Here is a 20,490-nt window from a genome sequence, read left to right as displayed (position 1 = left end):
CGGGATGCTCACGTGGCCGCGTAAACGCGCGGTTTGAAGTAGTCCGCGCCGTCCAGCGCAGCGGCGCGTAAGTTGAGGCCATCGTCCCGCCGACGCGCGGCAGCCAGACACGAAAGCGCGAGCGAGCGGTGTACTGGATCGGCGATGTGTAGCAACCCACGTTCGAGGACGTGGACGAGCCGGTCGCCAAGTTCGTCGCAGCCGGCCACGTGCGAACTGAACTCGCTGAGAGCGGCGACCGCGGTTGTTATCCTCGACCCGGGCTCGGGCTGGCCGCCGCTGCCCTGACTCGCGAGGCATTCCTCCATCGCCTGGGCGAAGCTGGAGAGTCCGTCACAGGCGTCGCCGGCGCGGCACAGGGACGTACCCAGCCCGATCAGCAGCGAGTAGCGGTCCAGCTTCTCCTCTCCCGCGAGCTCCGCGGAGGTTAGCGCTTGACGCCACCACTCGGTGGCGTCGTCGAAGGCGAGTCTTGCGTCGGCGACGCGAGCCGCCGCGGCGGCGTGCTGTGAGGCCAGCGCGGCCGCCGTCGGGTCGAGTTCGGCGGCGAGTAGCCAGTGTCGGGCGATCTCGGCCGCCTTATCCGTTGCACCTGTCCACGCTCGTGCTGCCGCCGTGCCGATCCGCCGATGGAGGCGGGCTCGGCGGAGCCGTCCGGTCGTCTCGTACAAGGCCTCGGCGACCAAGGGCTGGGTGAAGCGAAACCAGCCCAACTGCGTGGTGTCTTCCGCAATCAGACTGGCTGCGACCGCGACATCGAGTGCCTCCAGGGCAGCCTCGATCTCGATCGATGCGGCTTCGGCGACGACCTCGATGTCGAAATGCTGGCCAACGGCAGCGGCCACGGACAACACCTCAGCCGCAGCCGTCGGCAGTTGGCTGACGTGCCGCAGCACCACATCCCGCACCTGCACCGGCATCGGAGCCGCATGCGGTTGGTCCAGGTCCGGCTCGTGGCTCAGCGACTTGATCAGCTCCGCCAGGAAGAACGGATTGCCGTCGGTACGCGCACGTAATGCCTCGGCGGCGGACATGGTGACGTCCCGCTGGAGGATCGCGGTCGCCAGCGTTCGGGTCTCGTATGCGTTCAAGCCAGCAAGGTCGATTCGGGTCATCCCGGTGCGTGCCAACGCCGCCATCGCCTCGGCGAGAGATGCCGCTTCGCCTGATTGGTATGAGACGGCCAGCAGTATCCGGGTCGTTGGTACCGACGCTGCCAGGTGTGCCAGGAGCTGAAGTGAACCGGGGTCCGCGCGGTGAGCGTGGTCGAGGACGACAACCAACGGTGCTGACTGCGTCGCCCGCGCCAGGTAGTCGACGATCTCTTCGAAGGGTCGCAACGTCGCGCCGGCCGCGTCGGCATCGACTGTCGTCGGCTGCGTGTGGCCGCTCAGCACGTCAGTCACTGATCGCGGTACGCGATGCTGCGGGAAGCGGGCCGCGACCGCCCGCAGCACCTGTTCCCACAACCACAATGGAGGGGCGTCGACGTGTTCGGGACAGCTGCCCCAGACCACCTGAGCCTCCGCCTGATCGGCGAAGCGCCGCAGCAGGGTCGTTTTGCCGATCCCCGGCTCGCCGGATACCGCTATCACCCGTCCCCGACCGGCGACCGTCGCGTCGAGCGCGCCGTTGAGACGCTGCAGTGCCTCCTCACGTCCGACGAAGACCTCCCCATCTGCCGTCGGTCCGGTCCGGTTGCCGGTGAGAAGCTCGGTCCCGCTGACCATGCGGGAGGTTGGGACGCCTGTCGCCGGGTGCCAGTCGAGCGTGGTGTCCTGGTTGAGGATCTCCCGCTCCAGGCGTCGCAACGATGGTCCGGCGTCGATGCCCAGTTCCGTAGCAAGTCGGCGTTGGACGTTTCGCAGCACGCCTAGCGCTTCAGCCTGACGCCCATCGCGGTAGAGGGCCAAACTCAAGAGTTCACTTCCACGCTCGCGCAGTGGATGAGCGTGCACGAAGCCCTCCAGCTCTGCGACCGCCTGGCGTGCTCCGACGGCGAGCAGGGCGCCAGCGCGTGCTTCGATCGTCGATAGGCGCAGCTCCTCCAGGCGTGCCACCTCGGGCGCTACGCAAGGGGCGTCCGCTGTCTCGGCATACGGCTTTCCACGCCACAGCGTCAGGCCGGACTCGAACTCCGTCAGCGCCTGCCGCGGGTCGCCGCGGTCCCATGCTCGCCACCCAGCCGCGACGTACTCGCCGAACCGGTGGACATCGAGGTCGACGGCGAGTCGGTCCAGCAGGTAGCCGAGCGGGCCATGACAGAGGACCGTCGCCGGGGTCCGGGGGGCCCGAGCCGGTTCGAGAACTCTGCGGAGGTTGGCTATGTAGGCGTGCAGTGAGGCGATCGCCGAGCGAGGCGGACTGCCCGCCCACAAGACGTCCTGCATCGTCTCGACCGTGACGGGCTGACCAACGCGAGCGACCAAGAGCGTGAGCAGAGTCCGCTGTTTCGGCGTTCCGAGGTCGACGGGTCGATCGGCGACCAAAGCCTCCAACGGACCCAGCGCCCGTAAAGCCACCGGTTGGCCGCTGGCGGCGCTACCCATAGGTTGCGGATCGCATGACGTACCCCTTCCCCGCGTGGATACGAAGGCCATCATCGCGAGTGGGTGTCACCGGGAGCAACAACGGCGAGGTATCGCCGCGGGTAGTTGCGCACTACTCGAATGTGTAGGCGACATCGAAAAGGAGCGCGGGGATTGGCGGCCAGTGCACTGACCTGGGGGGCCCCGCGCTCCTCCTCGAGGAAGGGTCAGATTCTCGCCGCTTCCTCAACCTCGGCCGGGGGTGCCGAGGCGACCTTCCGTGACCGACGTCCGGGCATCCACCAGTTGGCCTCGCCGCACAGTTCCATGATCGCCGGCACGAGGATCATCCGGATGATGGTGGCGTCGACCAGCACGGCGACGGCCATACCCAGACCGATCTGCTTGACGGAGACGTCGGGGCCGAGGACGGCGGTCGTGAAGATTGCGATCATGATTGCCGCCGCGGCGGTGATCACTTTGGCGGTCTTCGCCAGGCCGCGGGTGACGGCTTGGCGGGTGTCGCCGGTGCGTTCGTACTCCTCGCGGATCCGCGAGATCAGGAAGACCTCGTAGTCCATCGAGAGGCCGAACAGCAGTGGGAACATCATCATCGGAACCCAGGTCGTGATGGGCATCTCGGTGGGGAAGCCGAGCACGGAGCCCAACCACCCCCATTGGACGATCGCCACGAGTACGCCGTAGGCAGCCCCGATCGAGAGCAGGTTCATCACGGCCGCCTGGAAGGCGATCGTGACCGACCGGACGAGCAGGATCAGGAGGAGCAGTGACAGCACGATCACGACCGTGATCATCAGGGGGAGGCGCGAGCTCGTCTCCTCTGCGAAGTCGATCGCGCCGGCGTTCGGGCCGCCGAGGAAGACTTCGGTGCCGCGGGCCGACTGGGGCAGCACCTCGTCGCGGAGCTTGTGCACCAGGTCTGTCGTCGCCTCGTCCTGGAAGCCGGTCTTGGGGAAGGCCATGAACATGGCGGCCTGACCGTCCTGGCTGACCGCAGGCGGGGTGGTGAAGGCGATGCCCGGGGTTGTGCTGACCGCTTCGACGACGGGAGCGAGATCGGCGCCCGGCGAGTCGACCTTGGCCGCGAAGACCATGGGCGCGCCGTAGCCGATGCCGAAGCCTTCGGAAAGGATCTGGTGGGAGGCGAAGCTGCTTCGGTCGTGTGGCTGCACGCTGGCGTCCGGCAGGCTCAGCCGCATCGACAGCGCGGGCGCGGCGAGGGCGAGCAGGATCGCAGTAGCGATGAGAGCGGCAACTACGGGCCGGCGCTGCACGACGCCCGCCCAGCGTTCGGCCAGCGGTCGGCGCTCCCGCGGTGCGGCGTCACGCGGGCGCCGAGGCGTGCGCCGTGGCAGGCGCAGGGAGTCGATTCGGCGGCCGATGAAGCCAAGAAACGCCGGCAAGAGGGTCACTGCGGCGATCATCGTTACCAGTACGGCCGTCGACGCGCCGATGGCGACGCCGGTCATCATCCGCTGTCCCATAGCGATCAAGCCCAGCAGCGCGATCACCACGGTCGTACCGGCGAAGAGAACGGCGTGACCCGCGGTCGAGATGGCCGTGACTGTTGCGCTCTCGGGATCGTCTCCGTCGTGCAGGCTGTCGCGGTAGCGAGTCAGGATGAACAGCGCGTAGTCGATGCCGACGCCGAGCCCGATCAGCACGGCGACCAAGATGGTGAAGTCGGGCGAAGGTGCGAGATGGCCGACGAGCTTCATCACGCCGATGCCGCCGAGGACCGCCATCAGGCCGGTGACCAGCGGTAGGCCCATCGCCACCAGCGAGCCGAACGCGATGAACAGGATGATCGCGGCCGTCAGCAGACCCACGCCCTCGGCGGGCCCCTGCGGTGGTGTCTCGGCTTTCTCTGCCTTGTCTCCGCCGAGCCCGAGCGTCAGGCCCTGGCCGGAGGCGTCCTTGACGATGTCGACCAGGGGTTTGACGTCGGCCTTCGGCACGTCCATGTCGGTGAGCGGGACGGTGGTGCGCGCGATGCGACGGTCCTGCGTCACGAGAGTCGGATCGTCGTATGGCGACGTGACGGGCCCCGTGACCGGCGATGCCGCGAGGTCGGCGATGACCTTCTCGACTCGTTGGCGGGTGGCGGCGTCGTCTATGCCGTTGGTCGCCTTGATCGCGAGAGTGAGGGTGTCGCCCTGGCGGTCAGGGAAGTGCTGCTCGATGAGGGCCTGTGCCTTGGCCGAGTGCGAGTCGCCACCGGAGTAGGCGTTGTCGGAGGGTGCGCCGAAGCGGAAGCCGAGGAAGGCCAGGGCCAGCACTCCGACGACCCAGGTCAACAGGACCAGGCGGCGTCGCCGGAAACAGAACCGGGCCAGTCCCGCCAACGCCCCGTCCGTGCGGCGAGTCTCGGTAGGCATCTCTTCTCCCTCACGCGTCATTGAACCCAACGTCTCAATGCTCGTTTTGGTTGTCGCCCACGTCGACATACGTATGAAGACAATTTGTGCCGCCGACTACTTCAGGCGCGGTACTCCATCTGTTGTAGACCGCACTCTATAGAGGTCGAATAGAGTAACCCGCGTCACAGGCCGATGGGGGTGGAGAATCGATGATGGCAATTGCCGGCTTCTGTCCGATATCGGCAGGGGCTGACCGGCATTCTACGGGTTCGCAGTGAGACGTGCCAAGCGCCAGGCATTGGGCTGCCAGATAAGAGATAGATCGTCGACATCGCCTGTGCTACGATGATCAAATTCGTGGACAGCCGTCAAGTTCGGGTTTTGCGCATAATCTCGGGGGGATTATGACAACGGGACGTGCAGCGCGTAACGAAAAAGAGAAATCGCCGATAAGTAAGGTAACAAACGTCGGGGGGCCGATGTTGAACGGGTCGCAGGACGGGGAGACCCTGCGGGACATCCTCGGAGTCGAGGCGGATCGCGAGCTCATCGAGTTCGCGGCCGGCGCCGGTGGCAGCCGCCAAATGCTGACCGAGTTCGTGCTCGGACTCACCGAGGAAGGGCTAGTCCGAGAGAGCAGCGGAAAAATCCAACTGGTCGAACGCCGGGTGCCACGCCGCATTCTCGACGTGGTGAAGCGTCAGCTGAGCGACTTGACCGCCGGCTGCCAACATTTCCTCAAGGTCGCGGCGACGCTCGGACGATCATTCATGTTGGAGGATGTCTCCAGAATGTTGGATCGACCAGCCGCCACCCTGCTCTCGCCACTGGAGGAGGCGATGGCGGCCGGGTTCATCATCGCCGCCGCGCACCGGCTCGCCTTCCAGAGCGACTTTCTCCTGCAGGGGACGATCGCGTCGATGCCGGCGCCGATCCGGGAAACGCTGCGGCGTGAGGCCATTGGGCTGTCGGCGCCGCACGACCATCGCTACGACCACCGGCCGTGGAGTGGTGAGCGCTCGAACACGTCGTCCATTCTGGTCAGACAGGACACCGGCGGATCATGCTCGACCGCACATCGCCTCGTGATCAGCGGGGATGCGACAGCGGGCGTCCGGGTCGCCCGCGAGGTTTTGGCCAGCCCGGGCAGCTCCGCCGCTGCTCGCCTCGACGCGGAAGCGTCGCTGATCCTCGGTTACTCGCTGCTCGACAGCGATGAAGCCGAGCGGATGTCAGCTCAGATCCTGCAGGAACGGGGAAGCCAACAGGGTGACATCGCTGCGTCAATGGCGCTCATGACGCGGTCCAACAGGTTGTGGCGCCTGGGCGAGCTGGTGGAAGGAATGAGCCTGGGGCGCGCCGCCGTGCATTACGGTGAAGGTGCAGATCCGGTATGGCGCCTCCATTTCCAGCTTGCGCTGGCCGGCAAATTTGCGAATCTTCGCGAGTTCGAGAAGGCCGAAGCTCTGATTAGCGATGTGGAAGCCGGGTTGCGTTCACTTCCGTTGCCGGTCTGGACGGCCGCCCCAGCGGTGATGCGAGCACGGCTCTATCTCCAGGCAGGCCGAATCGGAGATGCGCGCAGCGAGGCGGCGGCTGCGACCGCCGCAATGGGGCATGACGCAGTTCCGATGCTTCTACCCTTGGCATACTCGGTGCTCAGCATCGCCTCCTTCTACATGGGAGACCTACCACGAGCTGAAGGATATTCGCAGCTTGCGCAAGAAGGCTTGGCGCGGCATGCCGTGCTCGATTCTGCGCAATACGCGTGGACGGAAGTGCTCATCGCGGTGAAGCGGGCGGGACCGCGCGCGGGAGCGCAGCTCTTGTCCAGCAAATACCGCTGCCTCCCGACGCTGCCGAGCCTGTATATCGAGGTGCCGAGCGCCGCAGCATTCCTGGTTCTTCTGGCGCGTGACGTAAGCGACTCGCAGCTCGAGCGAAGCGTTCTGGAAACGGTGAACGGTCTCGCAGGCGACAACCCTGGCTTCTCAGTCGTCGGGCTGACCGCCATGCACGCCAACGCGCTCGCCAACAGTGCTCCGGCCGCCTTGTCGCTGATCATCGTGCAGTCGCCCGACCCGATCTCGGTTGCCCTGGCGACCGAGGAGCTCGCCAAGCTCTACGCGGCCAAGGCCCCGGTGGACGGTCGGCAGGGCGCTGGGCCATATTCCGAAGTCGTGGGCTCGCCGCTCGCCGCGTGTTGGTCGACGCTTTCCGATATGGAGCAACGCATCGCCTATCTGGTCAGCGTCGGCCTGACCAACCGGCAGATAGCCAAGCAGGTGCATCTGTCGCAGCACACGGTCAATTACCACCTGAGGAAGATCTACAAGAAGCTGGGCATCGGAACCCGTGTCGAACTCGTTCGCGGTGCGGCGACCTACACGGGAACGGCCGCGGTCTACTCGATGGACGAGGACGCGAACTACCGGGCCGGTCACGCGCACGGAGCGGCCAGCTGACCGCCGGTCAGCTGGCCGAGCCCGACTGCGGCGCGCTGGCGAGCATCGCGGGGTGTGCTTCGTGCGCGATGAAGCGCTTGGTCAGTTCGACGCGACTCTTGATCGCGAGCTTCGAGAACACTCGCCGAAGATGAGTGTCGACGGTATGGGGTGACAGGAACAGCATGCTTGCGGCCTCCCTGTTGGTCCTGCCGTCGACGATTGCGCGTACGACGCGAAGCTCCGCACTGGTCAGGCTTTCCCAGCCTGACTTAGGGCGTTCCGGCCCCAGCCGGCGTACGTTGTGCGCCGCCGACTTCTCGAGCAGGCGCACCGACGGATTGCCGCCCTGCACACTGCGTGCCACCCGCGCCGCATCCTCGAGTCCGACGCCGGCCGCCAGCGGACGCCCCGCGAGCCGGTAGAGGTCTGCCGCGCGGTGCAGCGCGACCGGGTCGTCGTGCAGGAGACCGTCGGCATGAGCGGCGCCGGCGGCCAACGACTGCACCGCGGGATTGCGCCGCGCGGTCAGTGCGGCCAAGTCGGCCGCCCGTTGCGCCTCAGCTCGGAGCCCCGCCTGCTTGGCCTGCCGGATGACCGCCGCCGCCGCCGTCGGCGTCTCAGTGAACAACAACGGGTCGAGCGCGATGTGCCCGGCTGTGTCGACGAGGGATTGAACCATCGTCGCCGGCCGTCCGCTGGCGGCGTGGAGTCGCGCGCGGGCCCAGTCGACCCGCGCCTGGTCCGCCGTCATCACGGTGGTCAGCCGCTCGGTTGTGCGGAGGTGGTCGCCGGCCGCGACAAGATCGCCGTAATGCAGGCTGACCCCGGCCAGCACGGCGTGTGCCGGCACCGCATCCTCGGGAGCCGACCGGTCGGCGAGCCGAAGTGCGGTCTCGGCCGCAGACCGGGCCTCGTTGATCTGTCCGAGGGCGACCAGCAGCTCGGCTCGATGGCCATGCCAGAGGGACGCTGACAATGTCGCGTCCCGCTCCCGCGCCTCCTGTCGGACCGCGTCGAGGACCGCGGCCGCCTCGTCGAACTGGTCGGCGGCGACGAGACCGCGGACCAGCCAGGTCCACAGCGGGCGTTCACACGAATCACCGTGCCGCAGGCTGTTCCACCGGCTACGCCAGGGCGGCGCCGCGCCGCCGGTAGGCTCCGCTTCCTCCGCGAGCGCCCGGTTAAGTTTGGCTCGGTCCAGCTCGCAGATGTCCCCCCTTGCCAGCGTCCGGGCGAGCAACGCCGCCGCTGCGCCGGTCCCGCCGGCGTCCCGCAACCCCGGCGCCAGATCGAGCACCAGGCGTGCCTCGGCCGCCGGCTCGAGGCCGGAACGCAGGGCGAGGTCCGCGAGGCGGTGGGCCTCACCGCCGCGTCCCGCACTGGCGAGCAGCCGCAGGGCACGCGCGAGCGTGCGCGGACCATCATCGATTCGTCCGAGAAGAGCGATGGCCGCGGTCGTCAGCTCCTCGCAGCCGCACGGCGGTGGCAAAGGACGGATCAGGGGAGCCGAGGGAGGCGCCTCGGCCCGGAGTGCTTCTTGGATCACCGGGTGATGGAACGCGAGGTCGGCACCGACGTCTCGGATCAAGCCGACCCGCACCGCCTCCTCCACCGCGGAGGACAAATCGAGGGACGAGTCGCCTACCACCTCTGCCGCCTCGGCGGCCGTGAACGTGCCACCGGCCCGGCTGCCGGCCACGAGGAGTTGACGGATTGCGGGCGAGAAGCCATCAATGAGGTCGTGGACCAGAGTGCGTACGCCGTCGGGCAGGTGCTCGGCTACCACGGACGCCGCCCCGTCCGTGATGATCATCTGCCCCGCTTTGATGAGCGCGCTGAAGACGTTCTCCATCAGCCACGGGTTGCCGTCGCAGCGGGCGGCCCAGCCGAGTACGGATGAGTCCGGCCGAGCTCCCAGGAAGGAGGTGCACAGCTCGGTCACGGCCTGTTCGGTAAGTGTGTCGAGGTGGTGGCGCGTGGCGGCATGGTCGATCAGCCACTCGAAGACCGACTGGGCCAACGGTTGGCTATGTATCGGGCGTCGGGCGAGCAGCCAGAGCACCGGTGCCGACGCCAGCGACTGCACCAGCCCGCGAAGCGCCAGAGCGCTCACGTCATCGATGCGCTGGGCATCGTCCAGGACGACGAGGAGTGGATGCTGGCGTGCCGCGCGTGCCGTGAGCTCGCCGACCCGGTCGATCAGCCAGAACGGGTTGGTTCCCGGGCGTAGCAGGTCATCGATGTCGGCCTGATCCGCAGTCGCGTGCCGGAGGAAGTTGATCAGCAAGTGGATGGGGATCGGTTGGTCGGTGACGCTGGTCCGGCCGGCGACCACGGTCAGGCCGCGTTCGGCGCCCTCCATGGCGGCGGCCTTCAGCACATGGGTCTTCCCACTGCCGAACGGTCCTTCGACCACCACGCAGCCGCCTTTTCCTTGCCGGGTGGCGTCCAATTGTCCGACCAATGAGGACAGTATATGATCGCGCCCCACCAAGGCATTCATGCTGCCACCCCGCGTTTCTCTGGAGATTCGTCCGCGTACGTTGTTCAACTGTCCAAACCCGTCAGTTGAACAACGTGGATGTACGGGCCTACTCAGTTATACGGGTATCCGCAGCGACGTAGCGGGGTTGCCGTTGCTAGCCTGCACTACTCGCGCGAGTAGTGGGCACTGCCCCCATCCGGCGCTTACCGTCGTACCATGTCGATCCGGTATTGGGCGCCCCGGCTGGGGAAAAGACAATGACGGTCAGCTATCTCGATGCCGCACTGAGCGCCGCCGCTGTCGATGTCGCGATGCGGGACTTCTTCACCGCGCGGCGCGCGGAAGCAGACGTTTTCGGAAGTGACTTCGCCGCAACCGTGGCGGAGCTCGAGAGCTTCGTGATGCGCGGTGGCAAGCGCCTCCGGCCGGCCTTCGCCTGGCTGGGTTGGCTGGGCGCAGGCGGTGACCCGGAAGCCCCGGTCGCGGGCGCGGTGCTCACCGCCTGCGCGGGCTTCGAGTTGCTGCACGCATCCGGACTGATCCACGACGACATCATCGACGCATCCCGGACCCGCCGTGGCCGCCCGGCCGCGCACGTGGCCTACGCCGAGCGGCACCGGGCGTGGGGCTTCTCGGGAGATCCCGAGACCTTCGGCAACGGCACCGCGATCCTGATCGGCGACCTCGCGCTGATCTGGGCCGACGTCCTGGTCCGTTCATCAGGGCTGCCGGAAGACGCGCATACCCGCATCTCCCCGGTCTGGTCGGCGGTCCGCACCGAGGTCATGTACGGCCAACTCAACGACCTGATCACCCAGATGAGCGGCAACGAAGACGTCGACCAGGCGCGCAGTGTCATCCGCTACAAGACGGCCTCGTACACGGTGGAACGCCCGCTGCACTTCGGCGCTGCCATCGCTGGCGCGGACGCTGATCTCGTGGCCGCCTACCGGGCATTCGGGGCCGACATCGGGATCGCGTTCCAGCTTCGTGACGACCTGCTCGGTGTGTTCGGCGATCCGGCCGTGACGGGCAAGCCCTCGGGTGACGACCTGCGCGAGGGCAAGCGCACGGTGCTGCTCGCGACGGCACTCAAGCTCGGGGACGAACGCGATCCCGACGCGGCGCGTTTCCTCAGGGAAAAGGTGGGTCGAAAGCTCTCCGGCGAAGACCTAGCGCGTGTCCGCGCAATCCTCGTCGACATCGGTGCCGTGGACCAGATCGAGTCGGAGATCGCGCACCTGTCGGAACGCGCCATGGTCGCACTGGAGGCGAGCACCGCCACCGCCTACGCGAAACACCAGCTCGCCGAGATGGCGATCAAGGCGACGCAGCGGACGCAGTGATGTCGACCGCGAAATCACTCACCTTCACAGGCCGCCAACCGGCTGAAGGCACCCGCGTCGGTATCGGGCGCGCCCACGGCAAAGCCATCCTGCTCGGGGAGCACGCGGTCGTCTATGGCGCACCCGCATTGGCCATCCCCGTTCCGCAGTTGGCGGCGACCGCGACGGCCACCCGGCGCACGGATCCGGGCGACAGCGCGGACCGGGTCTCATTCGCCGTCAGCGGATCGGGCGGCACGTCCGCGACGCCCTTCGGCTCGGCCGACCTGGAGGAGCTCGTGTCGGTCTTCAAGGAGCGAACCGCCGTCACGGAACGGATGTCCGTCAACGTGCTCATCGACTCAGCCGTGCCGCGGGGCGCTGGACTCGGCTCGAGCGCCGCATGCGCGCGCGCTGCGGTACTCGCGCTGGCGGACCTTTTCGACCGCAGGCTAGACGCCCGCGCGGTATTCGATCTCGTGCAGGTTTCAGAAACGTTGGCACACGGCCGCGCGAGCGGCATCGACGCCCTCGCCGCCGGCGCGACATCCGCGCTCTACTTCCGCGACGGCGCGGCACGCGAACTGCCCATCGCAGTCGCTGACTACGCTGCGACCAACTCTCGCCGCTGGACCTCCGCCTCTGACGTGCATCGGCCCTGGGGCTTCGACGGGATCTTCGTCATTGCGGACAGCGGCGTGGCCGGCAACACCAAGGATGCGGTGGAGCTGTTGCGCGACAGGTTTCAGCGCGCTCCGCAGGAATTGGACGCGTTCGTTCGCCAGGTGTCGAGCCTGACGATCGGAGCTTTGTACGACCTCGGGCGCGGCCGGGTCGCCGACTTCGGTGAGCGCCTGACCGAGAACCACCGACTGCTGCGCGAGATCGGGATCAGCACGGGTCAGATCGACTCCATGGTCGACGCGGCTCTCGCGGCCGGCGGGTTGGGCGCCAAGGTCAGTGGCGGCGGGCTGGGTGGCTGCATGATCGCGCTGGCGGCCGACCTGGCGAGCGCCGGCGCGGTCGCTGAACGACTCCGCACCGCCGGCGCCACCCGCAGTTGGCTCGTGCCGGTGGGGAGGTTCGCGACCCATGGCAGTTGACCACACGGCCGTCGCCCACCCCAACATCGCGCTGATCAAGTACTGGGGCAAGCGTGACGAGAAGCTGGTGATCCCCAACGCTGACAGCCTCTCGATGACGTTGGACGTGTTCCCGACCGTGACCACCGTCCGGGTCAGCCCCGACGAGCGGGCAGATCGGGTGACGCTCGACGGCGCAGCCGCGGAAGGCGAGCCACGGCAACGCATCACCGCGTTTCTCGATCTCGTCCGGGAGTTGGCCGGACGGTCCGAGGCGGCCACGGTGGATACCCGCAACGCCGTACCCACCGGAGCCGGGCTCGCCTCGTCGGCGAGTGGGTTCGCCGCCCTGGCCGTCGCCGCCGGCGCGGCGTACGGTCTCGATCTCGATCCCACTGCGTTGTCGCGCCTGGCTCGGCGTGGATCCGCGTCGGCGGCCCGGTCGGTCTTCGGCGGTTTCGCGATCTGTTACGCGAGCCGGGGTATCTCCGCGGACGCGGACCTCAACGCCTACGCCGAGCCGTTGTCGGTGCCCGACTTCGACCCGGCACTGGTGATCGCGGTGGTGAACGCCGGCCCGAAGCCGGTGTCGAGCCGCGCGGCGATGCGGCTAACCGTGGAGACGTCGCCGCTCTACTGGCCGTGGGTGCAGGCGAGCCGGACCGACCTGGCCGCGATGCGCACAGCGCTGCGCCGCGGCGACCTTGACGAGGTCGGCGAGATCGCCGAGCGCAACGCCCTTGGTATGCACGCCACGATGCTCGCCGCGCGCCCGGCAGTGCGCTACCTGTCGCCCGCCACCGTTGCCGTGCTCGACAGTGTCCTGCTGCTGCGGGCTGACGGGGTGTCGGCGTACGCGACGATGGACGCCGGGCCGAACGTCAAGGTCCTCTGCCACCCCGCGGACGCGCCCCGGGTCGCCGAGACCGTGCGCGCCGCCGCGCCCGGATCCGCGGTAGTCACCGCCCGCCGTGGGCCCGGCGCCGGACTTCGAACGCGGTACCAGCGGTGACAGGCCCGCGAACGGTCAGCCGGCGCGCTCCCGGCAAGCTCTTCATCGCCGGCGAGTACGCCGTGCTCGAACCCGGGCACCCGGCGATCCTGGTCGCCGTGGACCGGGAGGTGACCGCCACGGTGTCGACCGGCGGCGACACCGACGCCGTGGTCGAATCCGACCTGTGCATCGGGCCGACGCGGCTGCGGCGACACGACGGCGGTTTCGTGGGAATCGACGACGGCGACCGCAGCCGCGTGCAGCACGACCTCAGCCACGTGGTGTCGGCGATCGAGGTGGTCGACGCGCTGCTGACCGAGCGCGGCCAGTCGCTTCCGGCGGTGCATGTCTCGATCAGCAGCCGCCTGCACCGCGACGGCGTCAAGTTCGGGCTGGGCTCGAGCGGCGCCGTCACGGTCGCCACCGTCACCGCGGTCGCCGCGTGTGCCGGCATGGACCTGTCTCCCGACGAGCGCTTCCGTCTGTCCATGCTCGCGACCGGCGCCGGATCGTCCGGGGGCGATCTGGCTGCCAGCGCCTGGGGCGGATGGATCGCCTACCAGGCACCCGACCGCGCCGCCGTCCGCGACATGGCGCTACGGGACGGTATCGGGCGCGCCATGTGCGCGCCGTGGCCGGGCTTCGCCGTGCGCATGCTGCCGCCGCCGCGCGACCTGACCCTGGAGGTGGGGTGGACAGGCCAACCGGCGAAGACGTCCGTGTTGGCCGGCCGGCTACGAAGCCGGGGCTTGCCGCAGCCGAGCTTCCTTGCACGCAGTGACGAGCGGGTCCGGGCCGCGATCCACGCTCTCGACCATGGAGACGACGACGCGCTGCTGAGCGAGGTTCGGGGGGCTCGCCAGGTGCTCGCCGACCTGGACGACGACTTTGGGCTCGGCATCTTCACCGCCAAGCTCACCGCGCTCTGCGCGGCGGCGGAGGCGATCGGCGCGGCGGCCAAGCCATCGGGCGCCGGGGGAGGCGACTGCGGCATCGCGTTGCTGGACGCTGCCGCTGCCACAGACGTCGTACGGCTGCGGGAGCAGTGGGCCGAGGCCGGGGTGCTTCCCCTGCCGATTCGGGTCCAGCCCACGAAGGGGAGCGAAGCATGAACACGGATCAGGACCTGACCGCCGGTGTGCCGATGAAGTGGGTCGGACCGCTGCGGATCTCTGGAAACGTGGGCGCGATCGAGACGGCGGTGCCGCTGGCTACCTACGAGTCGCCGTTGTGGCCATCCGTGGGCCGGGGCGCACGGATCTCCATGATGGTCGAGCCGGGCATCGTGGCGACTCTGGTCGACGAGCGGATGACTCGGTCCGTCCTCGTTCGCGCAACCGACGCGCAGACCGCGTACCTCGCCTCGCTAGAGGTCGACGCGCGACTCGACGAACTGCGCGCGATCGTGCGTACCTGCGGCAGGTTCGTCGAACTGCTCGGGTTCCACCACGAGATCACGGCGAACCTGCTGTTCCTGCGGTTCGACTTCAGCACCGGGGACGCATCGGGACACAACATGGCCACGCTCGCGGCCGACGCTCTGCTGACACACATCCTGCGGACGGTCCCTGGGATCTCGTACGGCTCGATCTCCGGAAACTACTGCACCGACAAGAAGGCGACCGCGGTCAACGGCATCCTCGGCCGCGGCAAGAACGTGGTTACCGAGTTGCTGGTGCCCCGGGAGCTCGTCCACCGGTCGCTGCGCACCACCGCGCGAGCGATCGCGGAGCTCAACGTGCACAAGAACCTGATCGGCACCCTCCTGGCCGGCGGCATCCGCTCCGCCAACGCCCACTACGCGAACATGCTGCTCGGGTTCTACCTGGCCACCGGCCAGGACGCGGCCAACATCGTGGAGGGCTCCCAAGGTGTCACCGTCGCCGAGGACCGCGACGGCGATCTGTACTTCTCCTGCACCGTGCCGAACCTGATCGTCGGCACTGTCGGCAACGGCAAGGGCCTCGACTTCGTCGAGGCCAACCTGACCCGGCTCGGCTGCCGGGACACCCGCCAACCCGGTGAAAACGCGCGCCGGCTCGCGGTCATCGCCGCCGCGACGGTGCTGTGCGGGGAGCTGTCGTTGCTTGCCGCTCAGACGAATCCCGGCGAGCTGATGCACGCACACGTCCGGCTCGAACGTGCCGATACAACCGCGAAGATCGGAGGGTAGCGATGCCCAGCGAGATCGCCATCGGAATTCACGACCTCTCGATCGCGTCGACGCAGTACATGCTGACGCACGCGACGCTGGCCGCGCAGAACGGCGCGAACCTCGGCAAGTACGAAAGAGGGATAGGCCAGCGCTCGATGAGCATGCCTGCCCTCGACGAAGACATCGTGACCATGGCGGCCGCCGCGGCCGCTCCGATCCTGCAGCGGCACAGCGCCGACCGGATCCGCACGGTCGTCTTCGCGACCGAGTCGGCGGTCGACCAGGCGAAGGCAGCGGGCATTCATGTCCACTCGCTGCTCGGGTTGCCCTCCGCGACTCGCGTGGTCGAGCTCAAGCAGGCGTGTTACGGCGGCACGGCAGGTTTGCAGTTCGCGGTCAGCCTGGTCCATCGCGACCCCGCGGAGCAGGTCCTCGTCATCGCCAGCGACCTCTCCAAGTACGACCTCGGTAGTCCGGGCGAAGCCACCCAGGGCGCGGCAGCGGTCGCGATGCTGGTCAGCGCCGCACCAGCGCTGGTGCGCGTCGACGAACCGTCCGGCTTGTTCACCGCCGACGTCATGGACTTCTGGCGACCGAACTATCGCACGACCGCGCTGGTCGACGGGCGCGAGTCCATTTCCGCCTACCTACAGGCGGTGGAGGGCACGTGGAAGGACTACACCGAGCGGGGCGGTCGTTCCCTCGGGGAGTTCAGCGCCTTCTGCTACCACCAGCCGTTCACGAAGATGGCCCACAAAGCACACGTCCACCTGCTCAACTACTGCGGGCGCGAGGTCGACACGGGCGCGGTCGACCGCGCCGTCGGACCGACGACGGCGTACAACGCCGTGATCGGCAATAGCTACACCGCTTCGATGTACCTGGGGCTCGCGGCGCTGCTCGACAACGCCGACGACCTCTCCAACCGGACTATCGGCTTCCTCAGTTACGGATCCGGCGCGGTCGCGGAGTTCTTCGCCGGCACGGTGACCCCGGGCTACCGCGCCCACCTGCGATCGGCGGCGCACCGTGCGGTGATCAGCCGGCGGCAGGAGATCGACTACGCCAGGTACCGCGCGATCCACGAGCACGCCTTTCCGGTGGACGGGGGGAACTACCCCGTGCCACGCGAGACGACGGGGCCGTTCCGGTTGGCCGGCCTGTCCGGCCACAAGCGCATCTATGAGCTGACCAGCAACCCGCACCTGGAGGCGTGATGTCAGGAAATTCGGAATCGGTGGAGCTCTACTCCACCATCGAGGAATCGGCCCGGCTGCTGGACGTGCCGTGCTCACGTGACACGGTCTGGCCCATCCTGTCCACCTACGAGGAGGCGTTCACGCATCCTGCCGCCGTGGTCGCGTTCCGGGTGGCGACCGCGCTGCGGCACGCGGGCGAGCTGGATTGTCGATTCAGGACACACCCAGACGTCCGTGACCCCTACGCCCTTGCCCTTTCGAAGGGCCTGACGCCGGCGACGGACCACCCGGTGGGCACGCTGCTGTCGGACATTCACGACCGGTGTTTCGTCGAGAGTCATGGCATCGACTTCGGCGTCGTCGGCGGTTTCAAGAAGATCTACGGCGCGTTCACGCCGGACGACCTTCAGGAAGTGTCGAAGCTAGCCGCCATCCCGGCCATGCCGCGCAGCCTTGCCGAGAACGCCGAGTTCTTCGTCCGACACGGCCTGGACGACCGCGTCGGAGTGCTGGGGATCGACTATCCCAACCGCACGGTGAACGTCTACTTCAACGACGTTCCCGCCGAGAGCTTCGAGCCGACCTCCATTCATTCGACGCTTGCCGAACTTGGGATGGCCGAACCCACCGAGCAGATGCTCAAACTCGGCGGGAAAGCGTTCGGGCTCTACGTGACGCTCGGATGGGACTCGCCGAAAATCGAGCGCATCTGCTACGCCGCCGCCACCACCGACCTGACAAAACTGCCTGTTCCCGTCGAGCCCGCGATCGAGAAGTTCGTGCAGAGCGTCCCGTACGGTGGCGATGACCGCAAATTCGTCTACGGCGTCGCGCTCACTCCTCACGGCGAGTACTACAAGCTCGAATCGCATTATAAATGGAAGCCTGGCGCGGTGAATTTCATCTGACGGTGTACTGCGGGTGAAGACTGTCCTACTGCGGATGCAGTCCTCACTACCGCAAATGTAGTCGTGGACACCGGCCGCCATTGCTGGAAATATCACCGGCATCGTCGGCGTGAGACCAATTGACCGAAAGGGCATTCCCATGCGCAAAGCGTTCGCTGGCGTCGCCGCGTTGTTGATGGTCGTGGTCGTCATTCAGTTCTTCCTGGCCGGCTCCGGCGCATTCGACAATGGGCCGGTCGACGAGGCGTTCAAACCGCACCGCTCCCTCGGCTACCTGACTGTCATCCTGGCCATCGTCCTGACATTGGCCGCCGCCGTTGCGAGGATGCCTGGTCGGATCATCGGTCTGGCCGGCCTCGTCGCCGGGCTCACGCTCCTGCAACCGGTGATCGCTGTCGTCGCCAAGGGTTTCGGTGACGAAGGGACCACGACCACGGCCGGGCAGATCGTGTTCGGCCTGCACGCCGTCAACGGCCTGGTCATCATGGCGGTGCTTCGCAACGTCCTGATGGCGTCGCGGCAGCAGGCGGCCCCGGCGCACAGCGCGCGGACGGCCAGCTAGTGCGATCGGCATCATGACCACGGTCCAACTGATCCTGCTGGACCACGGTGTCGCACTGGCGGTCGTCGCCGCCTGGTTCGCGACCGGTGTCGCCGTAGCCGGCCGCCGCCACCGGCTCGCGTCGGGGCTGCTTATCGCAGCGGCGGCGGCGACCGTCGTGCGACTGGCCACCGTGGCTGCATTGTCCAGCCGCGGCTGGTGGTTCGTGCAGGAGAAGGTCCTCCTCGGCCTCCCGATGCTCGTCATCGCCGGGCTAGCAGCAGTGGTCATCGCTGGACCTCCTCTCTGGGCAGCGCGCCGCACCTCAGGTGGTGGGCTCGTCGCACTGCTGACCGCGGCGTACGCCGCGCTGGCCGGCCTGTTGGTGACCCTCCTCGCCGGCTACCCGCTGGCGTGGAGCACGGCTCTGATCGCCGTGGCGTTCGTCGGTGCTGCCTCTCTCCTGACCGTGCGCGTGGTCGCGGCGCCGGTGCCGCGCGGTGAGGCCAAGGATTCGAGGGCACATGCTGACGGGTCCAGGATGTCCCGGCGCAGCTTTCTGGGTCTGGCAGGCGGCCTGGCCACCCTGGCCGCCGGCGGCGGCGGTGTCGCCCTGCTGTTCCGGAGGCCAGCCGCGGTAGCAGCCGACGGGCGGGTATCAGTGACCGATCTGCGGGGGCCCGATGGACCCGCGCCAGGTGGCATTACCCGGCGACACACCCTCACCGCTAGAACAGCCGCCGTCCCACTCCCGTCTGGGGGCAGCGTCGACGCGTGGACCTACGAGGGTCAATTGCCCGGCCCGGCGATCACCGCCATGGAGGGCGACCTGATCGAGGTCACGCTCCGTAACGTCGATATCGCGGATGGCGTCACCGTGCACTGGCATGGCTACGACGTGCCGTGCGGTGAAGACGGTGCGCCGGGTGTCACGCAGCACGCGGTCACCCCCGGCGGCGAGTTCGTCTACCGGTTCCGCGCCGACCAGGTCGGAACCTACTGGTACCACACCCATCAGGCATCGCATCCGGCTGTACGCAGGGGGCTCTACGGCACGCTCGTCGTTCGGCCGCGGACCGGGCAAGAGCTCGAGGAACTGGATCTCACGTTGCCGGTGCACACGTTCGACAACACGACGATCCTCGGGGACCGGGCAGGCCGGACCATCCACGTCGTCCGTCCGGGCGCGCTGGTACGGCTGCGGTTGATCAATACGGATTCGACTCCACACCGATTCGCGCTCACCGGCGTGACATTCCGGGTGGCGGCGGTCGACGGGCGGGACCTGCACCGCCCTGGCGAGGTCCGCGAGATCGGGTTGCGTCTGCCGGCAGGCGGACGCTATGACGTCGTCCTTGCCATGCCGGACACGCCGGTCGCACTCCTGCTCGACAACGACGGGAATGATGGAGTGTTGTTACGCCCGGCCGGGTACATCGGTGACGACCCGGCTCCGCCCGACGTGGGCGACTGGCCGGAGCTCGATCTGCTCCGCTACGGCGAACCGGTGACCGCGCCGTTCGACGTCGACCACGCCGACCGGCGCTTCACGATCGTGTTGGACCGTGCCCTGGCGACCGTCGACGGTCGCCCCACGTTCGCGCAGACCGTCGACCGGCGCGGATACCCGTCGATTCCCGACCACGTCGTAGCAGAGGGAGACATCGTCCGTTTCACCGTGGTCAACCGGAGCCTGGAAACCCACCCCTGGCACCTGCACGGCCACCCGGTGCTGGTCCTCTCCCGGGACGGGACGCGATCGTCGGGCAGCCCGCTGTGGGTGGACACCTTCGACGTGCGGCCCGGGGAGGTCTGGGACGTGGCGTTCCGGGCCGACAACCCGGGGATCTGGATGAACCACTGCCACAACCTGCCGCATCAGGAGCAGGGCATGATGCTCCGGCTCGCCTATGAGGACGTCCACTCGCCCTTCGCACACGCTGACCACTCCGGTGCGGCGGCGGTCAACGGCCGGCGGCGAGCCGCCTCGCCAGGATGGCGATGACCACGGAGGCAGCTATTACGTGCGCGCCCGCCAGCACGATCTGGGTCGAAACCGCGGTGTCGCGGGCCAGGACGGGTGCGGCGAGGGAGAGCGTGGTGAACGCGACCGTGGTGATGACGAACGTCCGTGCGGGTCTCCTGGCCCAGCGGTCCAGCGCTACCGCGAGGACGATCCCGCCGATCGACCAGAGCACGACGCTGCGGGCGATGTAGCCAATGGGGATGTGCGCCGCATGCTGCTCCCACACGCCAGCTGCGGCCATCGGAACGCCGGCGACCCGGGCCAGAAGTGAGAACGCCTCCGTCACGACGGCGGCGGCGAGAGCGGCCAGGATGCCGACCGACCACACTGGTCCGGTGCGCAGAATCCGGACCAGACGGGGCAGGGGCTTGGGTGCTATCGCGGCCAATGCGACGGCTCCTGTTCGATCGGTGCGATGA

At 68.0% G+C, this 20,490-nt stretch carries 14 protein-coding genes; 10 read left to right on the top strand and 4 right to left on the bottom strand.

From position 1 onward, the window contains the following. Nucleotides 1-8 precede the first annotated feature (8 nt). The gene (locus DFJ67_RS35080; RefSeq protein WP_239097104.1) at nt 9-2,549 is read right to left on the bottom strand and encodes an ATP-binding protein; all 2,541 of its coding nucleotides are present in this window, start codon (nt 2,547-2,549) and stop codon (nt 9-11) included. Between the two features lie 206 nt (nt 2,550-2,755). Beyond that, nucleotides 2,756-4,927 (bottom strand): MMPL family transporter, encoded by a 2,172-nt coding sequence (locus DFJ67_RS35075; RefSeq protein ID WP_116072954.1) that lies wholly within the window; start codon nt 4,925-4,927, stop codon nt 2,756-2,758. Between the two features lie 461 nt (nt 4,928-5,388). On the opposite strand from DFJ67_RS35075, the gene DFJ67_RS35070 reads away from it, so the two are divergent. After that, nucleotides 5,389-7,374: a helix-turn-helix transcriptional regulator gene (locus DFJ67_RS35070; RefSeq protein ID WP_203783455.1), complete on the top strand. Its 1,986-nt coding sequence runs from the start codon at nt 5,389-5,391 to the stop codon at nt 7,372-7,374. A 7-nt stretch (nt 7,375-7,381) separates the two neighbouring features. On the opposite strand, the gene DFJ67_RS35065 is transcribed toward DFJ67_RS35070, so the two are convergent. Next, nucleotides 7,382-9,859, bottom strand: coding sequence for a BREX system ATP-binding domain-containing protein (locus DFJ67_RS35065; protein ID WP_116072950.1), 2,478 nt, complete (start codon nt 9,857-9,859; stop codon nt 7,382-7,384). A 161-nt stretch (nt 9,860-10,020) separates the two neighbouring features. Between DFJ67_RS35065 and DFJ67_RS35060 the strand changes: the two genes are divergently transcribed. From DFJ67_RS35060 to DFJ67_RS35020, 9 genes are all read left to right on the top strand, one after another. Next, the gene (locus DFJ67_RS35060; protein WP_203783453.1) at nt 10,021-11,187 is read left to right on the top strand and encodes a polyprenyl synthetase family protein; all 1,167 of its coding nucleotides are present in this window, start codon (nt 10,021-10,023) and stop codon (nt 11,185-11,187) included. Then, the gene (gene mvk / locus DFJ67_RS35055) at nt 11,187-12,269 is read left to right on the top strand and encodes a mevalonate kinase (RefSeq protein WP_116072946.1); all 1,083 of its coding nucleotides are present in this window, start codon (nt 11,187-11,189) and stop codon (nt 12,267-12,269) included. Before DFJ67_RS35060 ends, mvk begins: the two co-directional genes overlap by 1 nt. Continuing rightward, entirely contained in the window at nt 12,259-13,260 is a 1,002-nt protein-coding gene (gene mvaD, locus DFJ67_RS35050; protein ID WP_116072944.1) for a diphosphomevalonate decarboxylase, read from the top strand. The genes mvk and mvaD overlap by 11 nt, the downstream gene beginning before the upstream one ends. After that, nucleotides 13,257-14,354: a phosphomevalonate kinase gene (locus tag DFJ67_RS35045; RefSeq protein WP_116072942.1), complete on the top strand. Its 1,098-nt coding sequence runs from the start codon at nt 13,257-13,259 to the stop codon at nt 14,352-14,354. The genes mvaD and DFJ67_RS35045 overlap by 4 nt, the downstream gene beginning before the upstream one ends. Further along, complete coding sequence (locus DFJ67_RS35040) at nt 14,351-15,415, top strand: hydroxymethylglutaryl-coenzyme A reductase family protein (protein WP_116072940.1); 1,065 nt, start codon at nt 14,351-14,353, stop codon at nt 15,413-15,415. The genes DFJ67_RS35045 and DFJ67_RS35040 overlap by 4 nt, the downstream gene beginning before the upstream one ends. A gap of 2 nt (nt 15,416-15,417) precedes the next feature. Continuing rightward, nucleotides 15,418-16,614, top strand: coding sequence for a hydroxymethylglutaryl-CoA synthase (locus tag DFJ67_RS35035; protein WP_116072938.1), 1,197 nt, complete (start codon nt 15,418-15,420; stop codon nt 16,612-16,614). A gap of 20 nt (nt 16,615-16,634) precedes the next feature. Beyond that, complete coding sequence (locus DFJ67_RS35030) at nt 16,635-17,504, top strand: aromatic prenyltransferase (RefSeq protein ID WP_203783451.1); 870 nt, start codon at nt 16,635-16,637, stop codon at nt 17,502-17,504. Nucleotides 17,505-17,643: 139 nt separating this feature from the next. Beyond that, entirely contained in the window at nt 17,644-18,066 is a 423-nt protein-coding gene (locus DFJ67_RS35025) for a DUF6220 domain-containing protein (RefSeq protein WP_116072934.1), read from the top strand. A gap of 13 nt (nt 18,067-18,079) precedes the next feature. Continuing rightward, nucleotides 18,080-20,050: a multicopper oxidase family protein gene (locus DFJ67_RS35020; RefSeq protein WP_116072932.1), complete on the top strand. Its 1,971-nt coding sequence runs from the start codon at nt 18,080-18,082 to the stop codon at nt 20,048-20,050. On the opposite strand, the gene DFJ67_RS35015 is transcribed toward DFJ67_RS35020, so the two are convergent. Then, a complete protein-coding gene (locus tag DFJ67_RS35015; protein ID WP_147315731.1) occupies nt 20,010-20,459 on the bottom strand; it encodes a DUF6069 family protein in 450 nt (149 codons plus the stop codon). The genes DFJ67_RS35020 and DFJ67_RS35015 overlap by 41 nt on opposite strands. Nucleotides 20,460-20,490 lie beyond the last annotated feature (31 nt).

Source organism: Asanoa ferruginea (assembly GCF_003387075.1).
GTDB classification, from domain to species: Bacteria; Actinomycetota; Actinomycetes; order Mycobacteriales; family Micromonosporaceae; genus Asanoa; species Asanoa ferruginea.
Note: the sequence above shows the minus strand (reverse complement) of the source record. Positions and strands in the feature narration are given on the sequence as shown.